Origin of the sequence: Salinisphaera sp. SWV1 (assembly GCF_052044155.1) — a bacterium.
GTDB lineage: Bacteria > Pseudomonadota > Gammaproteobacteria > Nevskiales > Salinisphaeraceae > Salinisphaera.
Window position 1 is genome coordinate 43,915 of the sequence record NZ_JBQDYE010000008.1, and the last position, 16,748, is coordinate 60,662.

15 protein-coding genes are annotated in these 16,748 nt (G+C 64.2%); 9 read left to right on the plus strand and 6 right to left on the minus strand.

Going from position 1 to position 16,748, the window contains the following annotated elements; all coding sequences use genetic code 11:
- Positions 1 to 12: 12 nt before the first annotated feature.
- On the plus strand, positions 13 to 1,002 hold the full coding sequence (locus tag ACS8YF_RS05625) for an alcohol dehydrogenase catalytic domain-containing protein (protein WP_440849238.1): 990 nt from the start codon (positions 13 to 15) through the stop codon (positions 1,000 to 1,002).
- A 364-nt stretch (positions 1,003 to 1,366) separates the two neighbouring features.
- On the opposite strand, the gene ACS8YF_RS05630 is transcribed toward ACS8YF_RS05625, so the two are convergent.
- From ACS8YF_RS05630 to ACS8YF_RS05640, 3 genes are all read right to left on the minus strand, one after another.
- Positions 1,367 to 2,317 (minus strand): alpha/beta fold hydrolase, encoded by a 951-nt coding sequence (locus tag ACS8YF_RS05630; protein ID WP_440849239.1) that lies wholly within the window; start codon positions 2,315 to 2,317, stop codon positions 1,367 to 1,369.
- Complete coding sequence (locus ACS8YF_RS05635; RefSeq protein WP_440849240.1) at positions 2,314 to 2,748, minus strand: hypothetical protein; 435 nt, start codon at positions 2,746 to 2,748, stop codon at positions 2,314 to 2,316. Before ACS8YF_RS05635 ends, ACS8YF_RS05630 begins: the two co-directional genes overlap by 4 nt.
- 65 nt (positions 2,749 to 2,813) lie before the next feature.
- Complete coding sequence (locus tag ACS8YF_RS05640) at positions 2,814 to 3,659, minus strand: YiiX/YebB-like N1pC/P60 family cysteine hydrolase (RefSeq protein WP_440849241.1); 846 nt, start codon at positions 3,657 to 3,659, stop codon at positions 2,814 to 2,816.
- 301 nt (positions 3,660 to 3,960) lie between these two features.
- Here ACS8YF_RS05640 and ACS8YF_RS05645 point away from each other — a divergent pair, with 301 nt between their 5' ends.
- Positions 3,961 to 5,835, plus strand: a complete 1,875-nt coding sequence (locus tag ACS8YF_RS05645) for a chloride channel protein (RefSeq protein WP_440849242.1) — start codon at positions 3,961 to 3,963, stop codon at positions 5,833 to 5,835.
- 176 nt (positions 5,836 to 6,011) lie between these two features.
- Positions 6,012 to 6,995, plus strand: a complete 984-nt coding sequence (locus ACS8YF_RS05650; protein WP_440849243.1) for a 2-hydroxyacid dehydrogenase — start codon at positions 6,012 to 6,014, stop codon at positions 6,993 to 6,995.
- A 1,208-nt stretch (positions 6,996 to 8,203) separates the two neighbouring features.
- On the opposite strand, the gene ACS8YF_RS05655 is transcribed toward ACS8YF_RS05650, so the two are convergent.
- A complete protein-coding gene (locus ACS8YF_RS05655; protein WP_440849244.1) occupies positions 8,204 to 9,898 on the minus strand; it encodes a 2-isopropylmalate synthase in 1,695 nt (564 codons plus the stop codon).
- 160 nt (positions 9,899 to 10,058) lie between these two features.
- Between ACS8YF_RS05655 and ACS8YF_RS05660 the strand changes: the two genes are divergently transcribed.
- On the plus strand, positions 10,059 to 10,553 hold the full coding sequence (locus tag ACS8YF_RS05660) for an Lrp/AsnC family transcriptional regulator (protein WP_440849245.1): 495 nt from the start codon (positions 10,059 to 10,061) through the stop codon (positions 10,551 to 10,553).
- Positions 10,554 to 10,662: 109 nt separating this feature from the next.
- Positions 10,663 to 10,818: an entericidin A/B family lipoprotein gene (locus tag ACS8YF_RS05665; protein ID WP_109992946.1), complete on the plus strand. Its 156-nt coding sequence runs from the start codon at positions 10,663 to 10,665 to the stop codon at positions 10,816 to 10,818.
- 58 nt (positions 10,819 to 10,876) lie between these two features.
- Here the strand turns inward: ACS8YF_RS05665 and ACS8YF_RS05670 are convergent, their stop codons facing one another.
- On the minus strand, positions 10,877 to 11,488 hold the full coding sequence (locus ACS8YF_RS05670; protein WP_440849246.1) for a hypothetical protein: 612 nt from the start codon (positions 11,486 to 11,488) through the stop codon (positions 10,877 to 10,879).
- 102 nt (positions 11,489 to 11,590) lie between these two features.
- Here ACS8YF_RS05670 and ACS8YF_RS05675 point away from each other — a divergent pair, with 102 nt between their 5' ends.
- The 3 genes from ACS8YF_RS05675 to ACS8YF_RS05685 all read left to right on the plus strand — a co-directional run bounded on the left by ACS8YF_RS05675 (position 11,591) and on the right by ACS8YF_RS05685 (position 15,388).
- Complete coding sequence (locus tag ACS8YF_RS05675; protein ID WP_440849247.1) at positions 11,591 to 13,159, plus strand: DHA2 family efflux MFS transporter permease subunit; 1,569 nt, start codon at positions 11,591 to 11,593, stop codon at positions 13,157 to 13,159.
- 27 nt (positions 13,160 to 13,186) lie between these two features.
- A complete protein-coding gene (locus ACS8YF_RS05680; RefSeq protein ID WP_440849248.1) occupies positions 13,187 to 14,395 on the plus strand; it encodes an HlyD family secretion protein in 1,209 nt (402 codons plus the stop codon).
- Between the two features lie 237 nt (positions 14,396 to 14,632).
- A complete protein-coding gene (locus ACS8YF_RS05685; protein WP_440849249.1) occupies positions 14,633 to 15,388 on the plus strand; it encodes an SDR family oxidoreductase in 756 nt (251 codons plus the stop codon).
- Between the two features lie 140 nt (positions 15,389 to 15,528).
- Here the strand turns inward: ACS8YF_RS05685 and ACS8YF_RS05690 are convergent, their stop codons facing one another.
- Positions 15,529 to 16,128, minus strand: coding sequence for a LysE family translocator (locus ACS8YF_RS05690; RefSeq protein ID WP_440849250.1), 600 nt, complete (start codon positions 16,126 to 16,128; stop codon positions 15,529 to 15,531).
- A gap of 102 nt (positions 16,129 to 16,230) precedes the next feature.
- On the opposite strand from ACS8YF_RS05690, the gene ACS8YF_RS05695 reads away from it, so the two are divergent.
- Positions 16,231 to 16,683 carry an Lrp/AsnC family transcriptional regulator gene (locus ACS8YF_RS05695; RefSeq protein ID WP_440849251.1) on the plus strand — a complete coding sequence of 151 codons (453 nt, stop codon included), beginning with the start codon at positions 16,231 to 16,233 and terminating at the stop codon, positions 16,681 to 16,683.
- The last annotated feature ends 65 nt before the right edge of the window (positions 16,684 to 16,748 follow it).

Sequence of the window (16,748 nt, forward strand, 5' to 3'; positions counted from 1 at the left end):
GGAGAAACAGCAATGAAAGCGCTCGTCTATACCGCTCCTTTTGAAATGCAGTACCGGGATCAGGACGAACCCGGCCAACACGCGGGCGACGTGATTGTCGATGTGCAGGCAGCCGGTATCTGCGGTTCGGACATGCACGCGTTCCACGGCCACGACCCGCGGCGCAATCCGCCGTTGGTGCTGGGCCACGAAGTGGCGGGAATCTGCCAGACCGGCGTCCACGCAGGCCAGGCCGTGGCGATCAATCCGCTGATCAGCTGCGGCCAATGTGAATACTGCGGACAGGGGCGTTTCAATCTGTGTCCCGAGCGGACCATGATTGGCATGACACGACCGGGCGCATTCGCCGAGCATGTCACCATACCCGAGCGCAACCTGTTCGTGCTGCCGCCCCACATGAACCCGGTTCATGCAGCCCTGGCCGAGCCGACCGCCACTGCCGTGCACGCCCTGCATCTGGCCGCCCGCGCGGCTGTGAGACCATTGTCCGAGGCACGAACCGCCGTGATCGGTGGCGGCGCCATCGGCTTGATCAGTGCACTGCTGCTGCGCGCTTATGGTGCATCTGATCCGCTGATCTCCGAGCCGAATCCGCTGCGACAGACCACCGCTGCCAGGGCCGGCATGGATAATCTGCACGATCCAGGCAAAAGCACGTTGTCCGAGGGTCGCTTCGATCTGGTGGTCGATGCCGTTGGCTCGGCGGTCACACGCAGCGTTGCGATATCCGCTGTGCGCCCCGGCGGCGTCGTCTTGAGCATTGGGCTGCAGGCGTCAGGGGGCGAGCTGGATGCCCGTAAGCTCACTCTGGCCGAAATCAGCCTGCTCGGCTGCTATACCTACACGCCATCCGATTTTCAAGCTGCATTGTCCGCACTGGTGAATGGCGCGCTCGGCGGGCTGGAATGGGTGGAAACGCACCCCCTGTCCCAGGGCGCCCGGATGTTCGGTGAACTCGACGAGGGCCGCGTTGCCGCAGCCAAAGTCGTATTAATTCCATAGTCCAGCACGCAAGACCATATGCCACGCCAACCGATGTCCATCGGCGTCTCACCGCAGCTGCCTCATGACTGTCCGCAGCCACGAACCCGGCGCCGCGATCGTGTCCTTGTTATCTTGTCCTTGTTTAAGTCCAGATCGACGTGAACGCGCCGTATGCCGACGAGGCGCACGGCTCAAGCATCTCTGGCGCGGCCTGAGCCTCCATGGGTCATGTGATAATCCTGGATATGACCCGCCCCGCTCAATGTCGCTCTGCCTCGGGGCCGTACCCCACCCGCGACATAACCCACACGATGTTTAGGACGAGCAGGACAAAAACATCATGTCTGGGTATTTCGATCGGGGCACGGCGGCATACTTCGCCTCAGTCGGGCTCGCTATCAAGAAACGCAGCGACCTGATCGAACAACACATGCCGCCGATGCTCGAGCAGTGCGAAGTGGCTGGCATGGGCAATCTCGACGTAGCATTTTTCCTTTGTGCCCAATGCATCCAGCAGCGCCAGGCCGTCGGCCCGCGTGGCCGTGGTGTCGGCGCCACCGCGAATCACGAGGGTCGGCACCTGGATGCGAGCGGCTTCGTAGCGCGGCCGCCCGTTGAAGGCTGACCACAGATCGAGCAGCACGCCGTTGGGCGCACGTACGACATCGCCCGGTTCATCGGCCTGCATGGCTTCGAACCAGGCCCCCAGCACCGCCGGATCGCGCCAGGCATCGGCCCGGACCGCGGTGATCTGGGCCGCCCAGCGGGCATCGGCCTGGGCCTGCGACTCGGTCCGATAGGCGCCGAGCCGGCGCAGCCGGTTGGGCTGACCCGGCTCCGAAAGCCCATCGACCCAGTCCGGGTTGGGCACGCCATAGACCGGAGCGAACAGCACCAGCCGGCGGACCGCCGAATCTCCGGCCGCGATGTGGCAGGCGGTGGTCATCGTGCCCCATGACCAGGCCACCACATCGACCGAAGCCACCCCGGCGCGACGCCGAATTTCGGCGATCGCGTCGGCGATGTCGCGGGCCGCATCCTCCGCCCGGCAGAACGGCGCACCGGCCTCGGGCGGCTCGGCCATGCAGTCCGGCCGGGTCGAGCCACCGTAACCCCGGACATCCAGCGCGTACGCGTCGTAACCATCGGCCACGGCCCGCCTCATCCAGCTGGCGCCGGGCACATCGAACATCACGCCGGGGTAGGTCGCACCGTGGACGAACAGCACGGCGCGACCGGCGTGGCCCGACCGCCCAGCCGCGGTCGCCTCGCGCAGACACACGGTAGCGCCTGGTTCGGCGCTGCTGGGGATATCGACACGCGTTGCAGTCATCGCGGGGCTCGTTCGTCCTGGGCGTCGCAATCAACAGCCTGGGCGCGCCTGGCGACGCTGTCGGCCACGAACGCGCCGCGCTCACCGATTGGCTTGTTGCCGCTGACCGTAATGTACTCGGGGGCCTGGAACGCGAGCCGGACATTGATCTCGCCGCCGACCCGCATGATGACAACGGTGCGGTAGAGCCAGGCCAATACCATGGCGCCAAGCGAGCCGCTGGTCGTCGAACAGGTGTTCGAGAGCCTCACATAGATCGAGAACGCCAGCGAACTCAGGATGCAGAACACGGTGTTGGCGGAAACGGCATGGCACACACGCAGGCGCCTGTTGTTCCAGACCATTACCGGCATGTCCGCGCCACGCTCCCGGCGATCCTCGCGGGCGGCCGGACTGGATGCGATGTCATGCGCGTTGCGGCGAAACACCATGGTTTTCGGTCGCGAAACCCCTCGGCCGAGTATACGCAATCGGCGGCACCCGCCATCCCGACGCGCTATTTGATCGATCGGCGGCCCTCTACCGGGCGCGAGGCGCGCGGCGCGTCGTCATCCCAGGTCAAATCGCGGTACCGGGCGACGTCGTCACCGAAAAACGGGTATTTGATGATGTCGAAATACGGCGAATAATCGAAATCGCGCGGCGTGATCAGGCGCCCATTGCGGCGCACGAAGATCATCTCGCCGTGTTCGCCGCGATGAATGGTCGGCAGGATCGGATAATGCACGCTGGCAAATGCGTTGGCCAGCAGCGTCGAACAAATCGCGCGGATCATGTCGCCGTGACCGGCCTCGAACAGAGTCGACCGCCAATGCCTCGGCAACACGCCATAGGGCAGGAAGAAACGCAGCAGGTCGAAGATTTGCCGCGTGTCGTAGGGCGTGCCATAGCGCGCACAGGCATAGGCCGTCACGGCCGCGCGATCGGACGCGGGCATGTCGCGCGGGCGACAAATGCGCAAATGCTCGCCCCGATAACGGTCCAGCGGCGATACGCGCACCCCGTCGCCCATCTCGGCCTCGAGCAGCACCTGGGTGTCGGCGGGCCAGCCGGCATTCGCGATGGCGCGGCGCACGCCGGTATCAACCACCGCGTCGGCGCGACCGATGTACAGCGCCGCATGACTCCAGGAGCTGAGCGTTACGGTCTGGATCACGCCGGCCACGCGGCTCCGCCCGGCGACCAGCACCACATCGGCCGGGCGCAGGTGCTCGCTCAAACGCTGGAAATCGGTGCGCGGCGCCGACCGGGGCTGCACATCGGTCGCCAGCCAACGGCTCACCCAGCGCGCCAGCCGTGCGCGCCAACCCGGGCCCTTGTTCTGTCCCGCCGCCTCGCTCATGTCGCCAGTTTAGCGCGGACGCGCCGGCGCCACGACTGGACGATCGGACGAGGCGCGCCGCCCCGGAACGCGCAATGCGACCGCACGGTAGCCTCATGAAAGCGTATTTGACTGCACAATCGGCACGATTTTCCGAATTTTCGTCGACGTTTAGAAAGTCTTTATTTATTAATGTATGATGCGCTTCGCGCGGCAGCCCGACCCGGGCCGCCGCCGACATCCACACACTCGACGATGTCGATCGCGCCCCCGCCGCCGGGGCGGCGCTGATCCTTCGTCGCCGACAATTAAGAGAGACCCGGTGGCCCGGCCACGCACGATCGAACGCTCCAGCCTGATACTCAGCCTGCTCGCCGTAGGCGTGGGGATTGCTGCGGGCTATGGTGCCGGCGCGTTTCGCGCGCTGATCGGCCTGTTCCACAATCTCGCCTTCGCCGGCCAGTTTTCCTTCGCCTACGATGCGAACCAGCACACCGCGGCCAGCCCCTGGGGCCCGTGGATCATCGCGGTACCGATGATCGGCGCGTTGATCGTGACCTGGCTGGTGAAAACCTTCGCGCCCGAAGCCAAGGGCCACGGCGTCCCGGAAGTCATCGACGCCATCTATTACAAGGGCGGTATCATTCGGCCGGTGGTGGCGGCCACCAAGGCGCTGGCGTCATCGATCTCGATCGCCACCGGTGGCGCGGTCGGCCGTGAGGGGCCGATCATCCAGATCGGCTCGGCGCTCGGCTCCACCGTCGGCCAGCTGGCGCTGCTGCGCGAATGGCAGCGTAATACGCTGATTGCCTCGGGCGCGGCCGCCGGCATCACCGCCACCTTCAACGCGCCGCTGGGCGGCGTGCTGTTCGCGATCGAAATCATCCTGCCGGAGACCTCGGGCCGTACGCTGATCCCGGTGCTGCTATCGACGGGCTCCGCCGCCTTCGTCGGCCAGAGCCTGTTCGGCACCAATCCCTCGTTCAATATTCCGGCGCTCGGCAACGACGGCCTGGTGCTCAATTCGCCCCAGCTGCTGGTCGTCTACGTCATCTTCGGCGTGCTGCTGGGCCTGGCCGCCTGGCTGTTCACGCGCAGCATCTATTGGTTCGAGGAAGGCTTCGAGAAGCTGCCGGTGAACGACTACGTCCGTCATGTCGCCGGCATGGGCGTCGTCGGCGTGATGATGTACGTATTCCTGATCTATGGCGGGCATTACTACGTCGAAGGCGTCGGCTACGCCACGATCCAGAACATCCTGGAAGACGTGCTCACCAATCCCTGGCTACTGCTGCTTCTGTTCGCGGCCAAACTGCTGTCCACCTCGCTCACCCTCGGCTCCGGGGCCTCGGGCGGCGTGTTCTCGCCCGCGCTGTATCTCGGCGCCACGCTCGGCGGCGCGTTTGCCGTGGCCATGCAGCATGTCGCGCCCGGCTTCCATCTGGATGTGGCGACCATGGCCGTGCTCGGCATGGCCGGCGTGGTGGCGGGCTCGACCGGCGCCGCACTCACCGCGCTGGTGATCATCTTCGAAATGACGCGCGATTATCACGTGATCATTCCCATGGTGATCATCGTGTCCATCGCCTATGGCGTGCGCCAGTTCCTGATGGCCGACACCATCTATACCTTCAAACTGACGCGCCGCAACCACCCAGTGCCCGGCTCGCTGGAAACCAACCTGTTCATGCTGCGCAAGGCCTCGGATTTCTACGATCCGCGGGTCGTGCGCGTGGGCAGCACGCGCGGCATGGCCGAGGTCCGGCGGCGTTTCCGGCGCTTCGGACGACAGCACCCCAATGTGCTGGTGCTCGACGCCGAGCAGAACATTCAGGCGATCTTCTCCTCGCGGCGCCACTATCGGCTCAAGGGCCGCGGCGGCATCGGCATCCGCAGCTGGGTCGACGAGCACATGGAAACCGACTACATCGTGGTCGGCGCCGAGGACATGATCTTCGATATCGTCGGCCGACTGCGTGCGGCCAACTGCGAAGTGGCGCTGGTCACCAGGGACGGCAACATGACCCATCCGCGCGAGGTTCAGGGCGTGCTGACGCTGTCCGACGTGGCGCGCTCCTCGCGTCTGGCCCGCCAGATGGAGCGCCGGCGCAAGCCCCGCCCCACACTCAAGCCCAACCGCGGCGACAAGACACAGCCCGCGCTCCGGGCCGAACCGGTGGCCGAAGACGACGCTTAGCCGATGACCGGTCTACTACGGCATGTATAGGGCCCGCGCTGACAGCAATATACGGGCCGACAGCCGTGCCAAGCCGGCCACGATGCCGGATTGATGCATAGGCCCGGCGCCGCCCGGTGTTGTGACCCGACCGCGCCAGGGGCTAGATTGCAGGCTGGATTCATCGCTTGCTTGTCATGACGCAGACCGTTCTGATCTTCTCCGACAGCCTGCCCGAAGACCAGAAGAGCCGGCTGGCCGAACGCTACCAGCTGGCCGACTTTTCCGACTACGAGGACCCGGCGGCCGCGCCCGGATTCGACGATGCGCTGGCCACCGCCGGCGGCGCCATCGGCGTGAACATGCGCTGGCCCGCCGCGACCATCCATCAGGCGCGCCGGCTCAAGGTGCTCTCCAGCGTGTCTGTCGGGGTCGACAAATACGACGTCGACGCGCTATCGAACCAGGGTATCGCGCTGGGGCATACGCCGGACGTACTCACCGACACCACCGCCGACACGGCGATGACACTCATCCTGGCCACCGCGCGCCGCGTGGTCGAGCTGGCCGAGTGGGTCCGCGCCGGGCAATGGACGGCGCCGATCGGGCGCGATCAGTTCGGTGTCAATGTGCACCACAAGCGTCTCGGCATCGTCGGCATGGGCCGTATTGGCCAGGCCATTGCCCGGCGTGCCGCCTTCGGTTTCGAGATGGACGTGGTCTACAGCAACCGCTCGCGCAAGCCCGAGGCCGAGGCTGAAATCGGCCTGCGCTACGTCGAATTCGAGGACCTCCTGGCGAACTCGGACTTCGTCTGCGCCGTCGTACCGGGCAGCGACGAAACCCATCATATGTTCGACGAAAAAGCCTTCGAACGCATGGCGCCGCACGCGATCTTCATCAACATCGCCCGTGGCTCGGTGGTGGATGAAAACGCGCTGGTCGCGGCACTCGACGCCGGCGGCATCCGCGCGGCCGGCCTGGACGTGTTTCAGGACGAACCGGCCGGCCCCGGCCATCCGCTGATCGGCCGCAACGATGTCGTCGCCCTGCCCCACATCGGCTCCGCGACCGCCGAAACGCGACACGCCATGGCGCGGCTGGCGGTGGACAACCTCATCGCTGGCCTCGAAGGCGAGACCATGCCGAGCTGCTATAACACGGCCGATCTCGGGCGCTGATCGGCCACCACGCGGCCCGCCAATCGTTGCGGCCTTAGCGCTTCGTTCCCGAAGGCTTTCATCCACGGATTGACACCGATTCAAACAGATTGAAGACAAGGAATGACGGCGCTACGGGTTTCCACGCACGATCAGCACTGCCGTCCGATCTGTGTCGATCTGCGGACAAAAAGAGCCCGGGATAAAGCTCCGAGACGCACCATGCCACCGCGAGACAACTGCCCTGCGAGCGCTTCGGTCCGGAAGTCATGGGTCCGCAGATCGACGCAGATTCACGCAGATGAAGACGGAGAATCACGGCGCCGGCTGTTCGCGTGCAGCCAATAAATACACTGCTCCCTATCGATACAGTTTTTGCGACCTGCCCAGCTTCATCTCGCGACACCAAGGCCGGGGAAGGCCGAGCCGCCTGCACAGCGCCTTCGTCCCCGATCAGTGCAGCCTTCTAATCTGCGTTAATCGGTGTGAATCTGTGGATAAAAAAGGCTCTTCGCGTATTTGCGGGATCGAGGCGAGCCGGATGCTGGCCTCGATAGTTATTAACCCGGCACAAAAATAGATGATTTTTCGGGTTAATAGCGCGCGTATGCGACCGCATGCTCGCCGCGGCCATCGGCCGCGAAGCCTTTGAAAACAAAAGACGGACAGGCGCCGGCTTTTATTTTTGAAGGCGTTAAAAACAGCTGATGAAGTCAGCTGTTTTGATGCCGGATTAATAGATGGGCCGCGATGCAACGGTTTACGGAATACGCCAAGCTCTGATATGCCGTGTCTGTATTTCAGTCCCGTTGTGCGGCGACGGCGAGGCGTAGTGTCGGCGGGTGTCCGGCGCACGGCGCCGGTGCGTCCAGCCTGTTTGAGCATCGCCAAAGCGATGTGAGTTCTGGGCGCATCCCGCCGACACTACGCCTCGACGTGAACCGGCGAAGCCGGCGCCGTGCCGGGTGCTTTTCTCTTGGTTACTTCTCTTGCGCAAACAAGAGAAGTGACTCGCGCTGCAGCGCGAAACCGGAGATCGGCGAAGACGCCCGGGGCGGGGCTTTCCGAGCGCCTGTTCGGCGTTGCCAGCCCAGTGCACTGCTGACTCATAGCTACACCTGCTTGAACGCTCGGGCCCCGCAGGGCGCAATGGCCGCCGTAATCCGCGAAGAACCTAAAAAAAGAACCCCGGAGAAACCTCCGAGGCTCGCCAGGTAGAGCGCGAAACGCTAGCTCGCCAGCGCCGCCAGACCACCTCGCTGACCGGTTTCGTCGGCCTCGCGCGAGAGGTTGATGGCGCTGATGATGGCCTTCATCGAGGCCGACAGCGTATCGGCATCTTCGGCCACGGCCGGGATACGGATGGTGCCGGCCTTGAGCTGGACGAAGGCGATCGCGTTCGCGTCCGAGCCCGAGGTCAGCGCATGTTCAGCGTAGTCGGCGATGGCGACATCGTCGCCCGTGTAGTCGTTCCAGGCATGCACGAAGGCCGACAACGGACCGTTGCCCGCGCCGTCGATCGTGAACTGGCGACCCGCCTGCGCCAGGGTGACCGACACCTTCTGGCCTTCACCGACACGGCGTACGCTGTAGTCCACCAGGGACACCGGATGCTGGCGATCGAAATGTTCGAACAGCAGGCGACGAATCGCGGCCGAGCCCAGTTCGCCGGTGACTTTTTCGCTCTCGCGCTGCACGTGCGGGGCCAGCGCCAGCATCATCCAGCGCGGCAGGTTGATGCCGTAGTCGCGCTCGAGCAGGAAGGCCATACCGCCCTTGCCCGACTGGCTGTTCACACGGATCACAGCCTGGTAGTCGCGACCGATGTCGCGCGGGTCGATCGGCAGATACGCCACCTGCCAGGGCTCGTCGTCGCCCTGTTTGCGCAGCGACTTGCGGATCGCATCCTGATGGCTGCCGGAGAAGGCGGTATAGACCAGCTCGCCCACCCAGGGATGGCGCGGATGCAGGGGGATGCCGGTGCACTCGTGCACGACCTTGATGATCTCGTCCGGGTTGGACAGATCCAGCTCCGGATCCACGCCCATGCCGTAGAGATTCATCGCCAGGACCACGATATCCATGTTGCCGGTCCGCTCGCCGTTGCCCAGCAGGCAACCCTCGACGCGCTCCGCGCCCGCCAGCATCGCCAGCTCGGCCGCGGCCAGCGCGCCGCCGCGATCGTTGTGCGTGTGCACGGATACGATCACCGAATCGCGGCCCCTGATGTGCTGGCAGAAATACTCGATCTGGTCGGCATGATGATGCGGGCCGACCTGCTCCACCGTGTTCGGCAGATTGAAGATGATCCGGTCCTCGGGCGTGGGCTGCCAGACATCCATCACCGCCTCGCAGATGCGCACCGAGAAATCGACCTCGGTCTGCGAGAAGCTCTCCGGCGAGTATTCCAGCCGCCAGTGCACGCCGGGGCGCGCCTCCGCATTGGCCTTGACGCGCTTCGCACCCGCCACGGCGATATCGATGATGCCGTCCTGATCCATCTCGAACACGCGCTCGCGCTGGATGGTCGAGGTGGAGTTGTAGAGATGGATGATCGCCTTGGACACACCTTCCAGCGACTCGAAGGTCTTGTCGATCAGGTGGTCGCGACACTGGGTGAGCGCGGCGATGGTGACATCCTCGGGAATCTGGTCTTCATCGATCAGCCAGCGCACGAAGTCGTAGTCCGGCTGGCTGGCCGAGGGAAAGCCGACCATGATTTCCTTGACGCCGATATCCACCAGCAGCTTCCACAGCTTCTGTTTCTGCTCGACCGTCATCGGCTCGAGCAGCGCCTGATTGCCGTCGCGGAGATCCTCGCTCACCCAGATCGGCGCGCGGGTGATCTCGCGCTCGGGCCAGGTGCGATCGAAACCGGTCACGCGCGGCGCCGGCTTGTATTTGCGATGGTCGAATCGGGACATGACGAAACTCCTGACGAATACGAACGCCGGCAACCGCCGACGATGACTTCATGATACGCGCCCAGCCGCGGCAGATGATTGCCAACTATGGCGCGCGCATACCGGTTAAAGGTAGATTATTCCCAGATCGGACACTGATATAGAATAAAATTGCGCCGCCATGGCCGATAACCGAAACAGCGAATTCCCCGACCGCTTCGACCGCCGGATCCTGGAAATTCTTCAGACCGAGGGCCGGATCAGCAATCAGGCCCTAGCGGAACGCGTGAATCTGTCGCCCTCGCCCTGCCTGCGGCGGGTGCGTGCACTGGAAGCGGCCGGGCTGGTCACCGGCTATCGCGCCACGGTCGACGATCGCAAGCTCGGCTACGGCCTCAACGTGGTGCTGATGATCCGCATGGACCAACACACGCCGGAGCGCTTCGAGGAATTCGAGACCCGCATCGCCGAGCTGCCCGAGGTCCAGGAATGCCTGTTGATTACCGGCCAGGAAGCCGAGTATCTGCTGCGTATCGCAGCGGTCGACATGGACGATTATCAGCGCCTGCTGCTGCAGCACATCACACGCATACCGGGCGTGTCCGGCGTCCATTCAAGCTTCGTGCTGCGCCGGGTGTTGCAGGATCGTGCATTGCCGCCACGCCCGGCCACCTGAGGCCGGGGCTCGTCAGCCGCGGTTCATGCATTGCCATGCCTAATTCGGGCATCATGCCCTGCGCGTTACCATCCGGGCCGAGAGCCAGATGACTCAACAAAGGTACGCCATGAAACAGATTACATTCGGCTTGCTGCTCATCGTCGCCGCCACCTTCGGGCTGGCCGGCTGCAACACGATGGCGGGCTTCGGCCACGACATGAAGGACGCGGGGCAAAGCATTCAACATAGCGCCGAGAAGCACAAGCCCAGCGGCGATCAATAAGCCGCACGACACGCCCGGCGGATAGGACCGAACGCCGCCTACCGGCGGTCTTCTGCGTTCAGGAGCGGGAGAAGGTCAGGCCATCGAGTAACGACGTCAGGCGCTTGAAGGCTGTCTTTTTCGTCATCGGCGGAGTGGGATTGCCGGGATAGACGCCAGGATTCGTGCCATCCACGATCAGATCGATGGCGTAGCAATGGCCATGCGCGACGCCGCGATAGGCGTGCCGCATCAGGTAATGGTTCATGCCCGCATCGCCGGTGTCGCGGCGCTTGAACGCCACGCCGTCAATCACGACTCGTGAAACCGCGCCCGCGTTGCCGTCGTCGGGCAGCGCGCAATGGTGCAACGCCCGGCTCGCGTCGCTGACGCCGAGCCGCAGCTCGCCCGTGGTGAGCTTGTTCGATTGCGGCAGCGTCAGCGTCAGCAAGCCCTGCCCGGACACGGCATGGGCGGCATCCGGATTCCAGCGCTGCTGAAGGAAATAACCACTGGCGAATCCGTGGCGAACCTTGAGCGTGGCCGGATAAACCATCGTCACGTCATACCGCGCGCTGTCGAAGCGTGCCGCGCCCGGGCCGGTCTTCGCCGGCGCATGCGCACATCCAGCCAACCCCGTCAGCACGACGCCGGCCAGCAGGCCGGCTATTGCCCTCCGCAGTTTTTTCACGGCTCGCTCCTGTTCCAACCGGACCGGCATGGGTAAGCATGCGCCCCCGTCTTTCTGTATACTACACAATATTTCCTGCCACTCTTTCCCGCTCGGAGTCTCATGACCCAGGTCGAGGCCATGTTCGAGCGCTACGGGCCGAAATACCGCTTGTACGTCACCCTCACGGTGCTGCTCGGCCTCGTTGCGCTCGGCATGTCGATCACGATCGTCAATGTCGCCACGCCCTACATCAAGGGGGCGTTCGGCATGAGCGCGTCGCAGGTGCAATGGTTGTCGACCGGATTTCTGGCGGCAACGACGGTCACCCTGCTGATCTCGCCGTGGCTGATGGCGGCATTCGGCCAGCGCAAGACCTATGTCGGCCTGCTGCTGGTATTCATCGCCGCATCGTTCATGGGTGGCTGGGCCACCGGCATGAGCATGATCATCGCCGCCCGCGTGATCCAGGGCGCAATGACCGGCGTGATCCGGCCGGTCGCGCTGGAAGCCCTGTTCGCGGTCTACCCGCCGGAAAAACGCGGGCTGGCCACCGCGATCTACGGCATGAGCCTGGGTCTGCCGTTGACGCTGGCCAGCGTGGTCGGCGGCTATCTGGTCGATCACTTCAACTGGCGCTATGTGTTCTTCGTCGTGCTGCCGGTGTGTGGGGCCGCGATCCTGATGGGGTTGATCTTTCTGCCCGATCGCGAAGGGAGTGGACGCAAGCCCAAGCTGGACTGGATCGGCGCCACGGTACTGTTCATCGCCATCTTCTCCGCACTGGCCGCCATCGCCAATGGCCAGCGCTGGGGCTGGGGCGATGCCACGATCCATTGGCTGGAGGCGATCGCGATCGTCGGCACGGTGTTCTTCGTGTGGTGGGAGCCGCGCCAGGAACGCCCGATTCTCGATCTGGATATCTTCAAGACACGCGAATTCCTGGCCGGTTCGATCGTGCTGTTCCTGTTCGGCGGCGCCTTCTATGGTGTGATGTATCTGCTGCCGCAATTCATGGACGCGATTCTGAGCTACAGCCCGATCACTTCGGGCGAGCTGTTCGTGCCCTCGACCTTCGTGCTGGCCGTGCTGGTGCCACTGGTGGGGCGGTTCAGCGACCGGATCCCCACGCACTGGATCACCGTGCCCGCGCTCACTATCACGGCCTTCGCCACCTGGCGCTTCGCCCAGTCCGACTGGAACACCTCGTATTTCTATCTGAGCCTGTCGATGGCGCTGGTTGCCACCGGCATGGCCACCGTGCCGCCGCCGACGCTGTCGCGCTCGATCGGCTCGCTACCGCCGCGGCTGATCGGCTACGGCTCCGGTGCCATCAATTTCGCGCTGCAACTCGGCGGCGCGTTCGGCACCGTCGCCCTGGTGGCGATGATCGACCGTCGCACCGCCCTGCACAGCGCCCAGCTGACCCATCAGGGCCTCACACCGGGCAACCCGATGGCCATGGAAGCCATGCGCCAGTACGGCGAAATCGCCCATCGCACCGGCACATCGGACGTCTACCGCCAGGCCGCCGCCAGCGACATGCTGTCCCGGGTCGATGCCACCTGGGCGACCATCTATGCCTATCAGGATTGTTTTCTCATGGTCGCCGTCGCGCTGGCGGCGGTGATCGTGCCGTCCTATCTGCTGTCCCGCTGGGGACAGCAGCGGGCCGCCGCCCGGGCCGAATAACCGTTTCCGACACGACACAACCACGTTATGGCCGACTCCAAAGACAAACAGTCCGTTCGCGAGAACCCCAGATTCGGGGCCCTGCGCAAGCGCCAGCTCAAGCTCGTCGCCATCATTATCGCCGCGGTGGTGATCGTGGTCTGGCTGGGCTTCTGGCTGTACCACCGCTTCACACACGTCAGCGAAAATGATGCACACGTGGCCTCGCACGAGATCACGGTATCCTCGCGGCTGGCCGGCCGGGTGACCGGCTTCGATCTGATCGAGGGCGACAAACTGGCCCAGGGTGACAAGATCGCGCAACTCTACAGCACGCCGGATAAACTGGAGCTCGAGCAGATCAATGCCCAGATCGCCAACATCAAGGCGCAACTGCGGCTGGCCAACCAGCAGATCGCCGGCGGCGTGAAATCGGCCAAGGCCATGCTGGCCGCGGACACGGCCGCCATGCATGCCGCGAAGTCGCGCATGGAGAAGGCCCACGACAACTATGTGCGTGCCGAGAACCTGTACAAGGCCCACGGCGGCACGCAGAAACAGCGCGATATCTATCGTTACGACTATCAGTCCGCCCAGGCCGACTACAAGCAAGCCCAGAGCCAGGTGCAGCAGGATCAGGTGGCGGTGGCCAATGCCCGCACCGGCCTGCTCGCCGGCGGCCGGATCACCAACCCCACCGTGCTGCAGACCCGGCTCAAACAGGCCAAGGCCCGGCGCGCGCACGAGCAGAACAAGATCGACGACCTGACCGTGAAGAGCCCGATTCACGGCATCGTCGACAAGACCTTCATCGAGCAAAACGAATATGTCTCGGCCGGCCAGCCGATCCTGATGATGCACGATCCCGGCGATGTCTGGATCGAGGCCAACATCAAGGAAACCGAGATCAGCGACCTGGCGGTCGGCCAGCCGGTCGACATCTCGGTCGATGCCCGGCCGAACACCACCTACAAGGGCCACGTGCAGGTCATCGGTGGCGCCGCGACCAACCAGTTCGCCCTGCTGCCCGACCCCAACCCCTCCGGCAACTTCACCAAGATCACCCAGCGCATCCCGGTGCGCATTGCAATCGACCAGGGGCCGAAACCGAAGCTGGCGCCGGGCATGATGGTGGAAGTGGACATCGACATTACCGGCAACGGCACCACGAACCAACGCGCCCAGCAGAAGCCGATCCCGACCCGCGCCGAGCAGATTCCGTCAGACAAGGCCGACGCACAGCAACCGAGCCACTGATGGCCGACGCACGGCCCGCGCCACGGGCCGTGTGGACGGCGCGCATCGGCTTCGGCCGTCCAGGCCCTGTTGATCTCCGGCCTGCGCTCGCTGTTCCGGGGCCGGATCGTCGCGGCAGCCATCGCCGGCATGCCGGGCATCGCCATCCTGAGCTGGCTGATCCAATAGTCCGTGCCGGCATCGGCCGAGCGGCGTCTATCGTAAGCTCAAGTCATCGTCCCTTCCGACGCGGCAGCGATGACCGAAAAACATATTCTCATCCAGGGCGGAGGCCGCGGTCTCGGCCTGGCCCTGGTTGGACGCGTGCTTACCGATCGCGCGACCGTGGTCACCGCCACGGCCCGCGATCCCGAATCCAGCGCCGATCTGGTGGCGTTGCAAAACAGGTACGGCGACCGGCTCGCGCTGCAGCCGCTCGACATCACCGATGAATCGAGCATCGAAGCTGCCCGTGTCGCGACGGGCCAGCGCCACCCGCGCCTCGATCTGATGATCACCTGCGCCGGACTGCTGCACGACCAAGCCCGCCGCATCCGCCCAGAAAAGAAATTATCGGACCTGGACCCGAACCATCTCGCCACGAGCTTTGCGGTCAATGCCATCGGCCCGGCGTTGATGATCAAGCATTTCCACGACCTCATGACGCACGGCGACCGTGCCGTCATCGCCAGCATCTCGGCCCGTATCGGCTCGATCTCCGATAACGGCACCGGCGGCTGGTACGGCTATCGCGCGTCCAAGGCCGCGCAGAACCAGTTCACCCGCACTGCCGCGATCGAACTGGCACGCCGTTCGAAAAACCTGATCTGCGTCGGTTTGCACCCGGGCACGGTGGACACCGGCCTGTCCAAGCCATTCCAGAAACGCCTACCCGAAGGGCAACTGCAACGCCCCGACCAGGCCGCCAAGCACCTGCTCGGCGTCATCGCCGGGCTCACGCCCGACGATACCGGCCTGCTGTTCGACTGGGCCGGCAAACGCATCGCGGCCTGAGGCCGCAGGGCATCGATAGCGAACAAAGCAAAAACACTCGATCCGCGTTCGCAATAAAAACAGGTCGCAACCGTTAGGTTTTTGCGACCGACCATAGGCCCCGCTTTGCGTAATGCACATGCCTGACCGCCACCAGCGCCTCAGCCGTGCAAGCCCAGAACCGGGTACAGCGACACGACCAGCAGCGCGGCCATGGCCGCATTGAACACCTGGCGCCGCCGGGCGCTCGACAGCCACTGGCGTACGACCGTGCCCAACCAGGCCCAAACTGAAATCGCCGGGAAACACACCACCGCGAAAGCAGCCGCCACCAGGGTCACGGATAGCAGGGAGCGATCGGGCGCATAGATCGTGATCGCCGACAGGCCGATCGCCCACGCCTTGGGATTGACCCACTGAAACGCCGCGGCCTGCAAAAACGTCATGGGCCGCCCCTTGGCCGCGGTCTCGCCGGGCGGCGCGGCGGTCGCCACCTTCCACGCCAGCCACAGCAGATAGGCGACCGAAACAGTCTTCAGCGCCGTGCGTACGATGGGAAAGGCGTCAAACAACGCCATCAGCCCGGCACCGGCGAGCAGGGTGAGCAACGCCAGACCCGTCACGATACCGATCATGTGCGGCACCGTGCGCCGAAAGCCGAAATTGGCGCCGGACGCCATCAGCATCAGATTGTTGGGGCCCGGCGTCACGGTGGTGACGAATGCGAAGCCGAAAAGCGCGGCGACTACGGGAAAACTCATGGTGCCTGGATGTGCTGCAGTCGTGTTGTGCGAAATTTTACGCCGAAAACCGAGCAATTTATGATCTAATTCACTGCAATTGATGCATGAAGTTGCAATAAAATGACAGGGATGGACGCGACGAATCGTCGAATATTGCACGAGCTCAAACAGGATGGGCGACTCAGTAACGTCGAGCTCGCCAAGCGCGTAAACCTCTCGCCCTCCACATGCCTTCGCCGTATTCAGGAGCTCGAGCGAACGGGCGTCATTCGAGGCTACCGCGTGGTGACCGACCCCCAACGCACGGCGCGCGGTTTCGCGGCATATGTCAGCGTGGGGCTTTCATCGCATACGAAGACAGCGCTGCAGAACTTCGAACGGGCGATGTGCGATGCCGACGAAGTCGCCGAATGCCATAACATCGCCGGTGCCTTCGAATATCTGCTGCGAATCGAATGCCCGGACCTCGCCAGCTACAAGCGTTTTCATACCGAGATACTCGGGACACACCCGCATGTCAGTGCGATCACGACCTATATCGTCATGGGCTCGCCAAAGGACGAACGCGCTTGAGCGGGTCGCTGATCACCCCGCGGGCGTAGACTCGAACGTGCCGCCACCACCGGGCCGCATCCGCA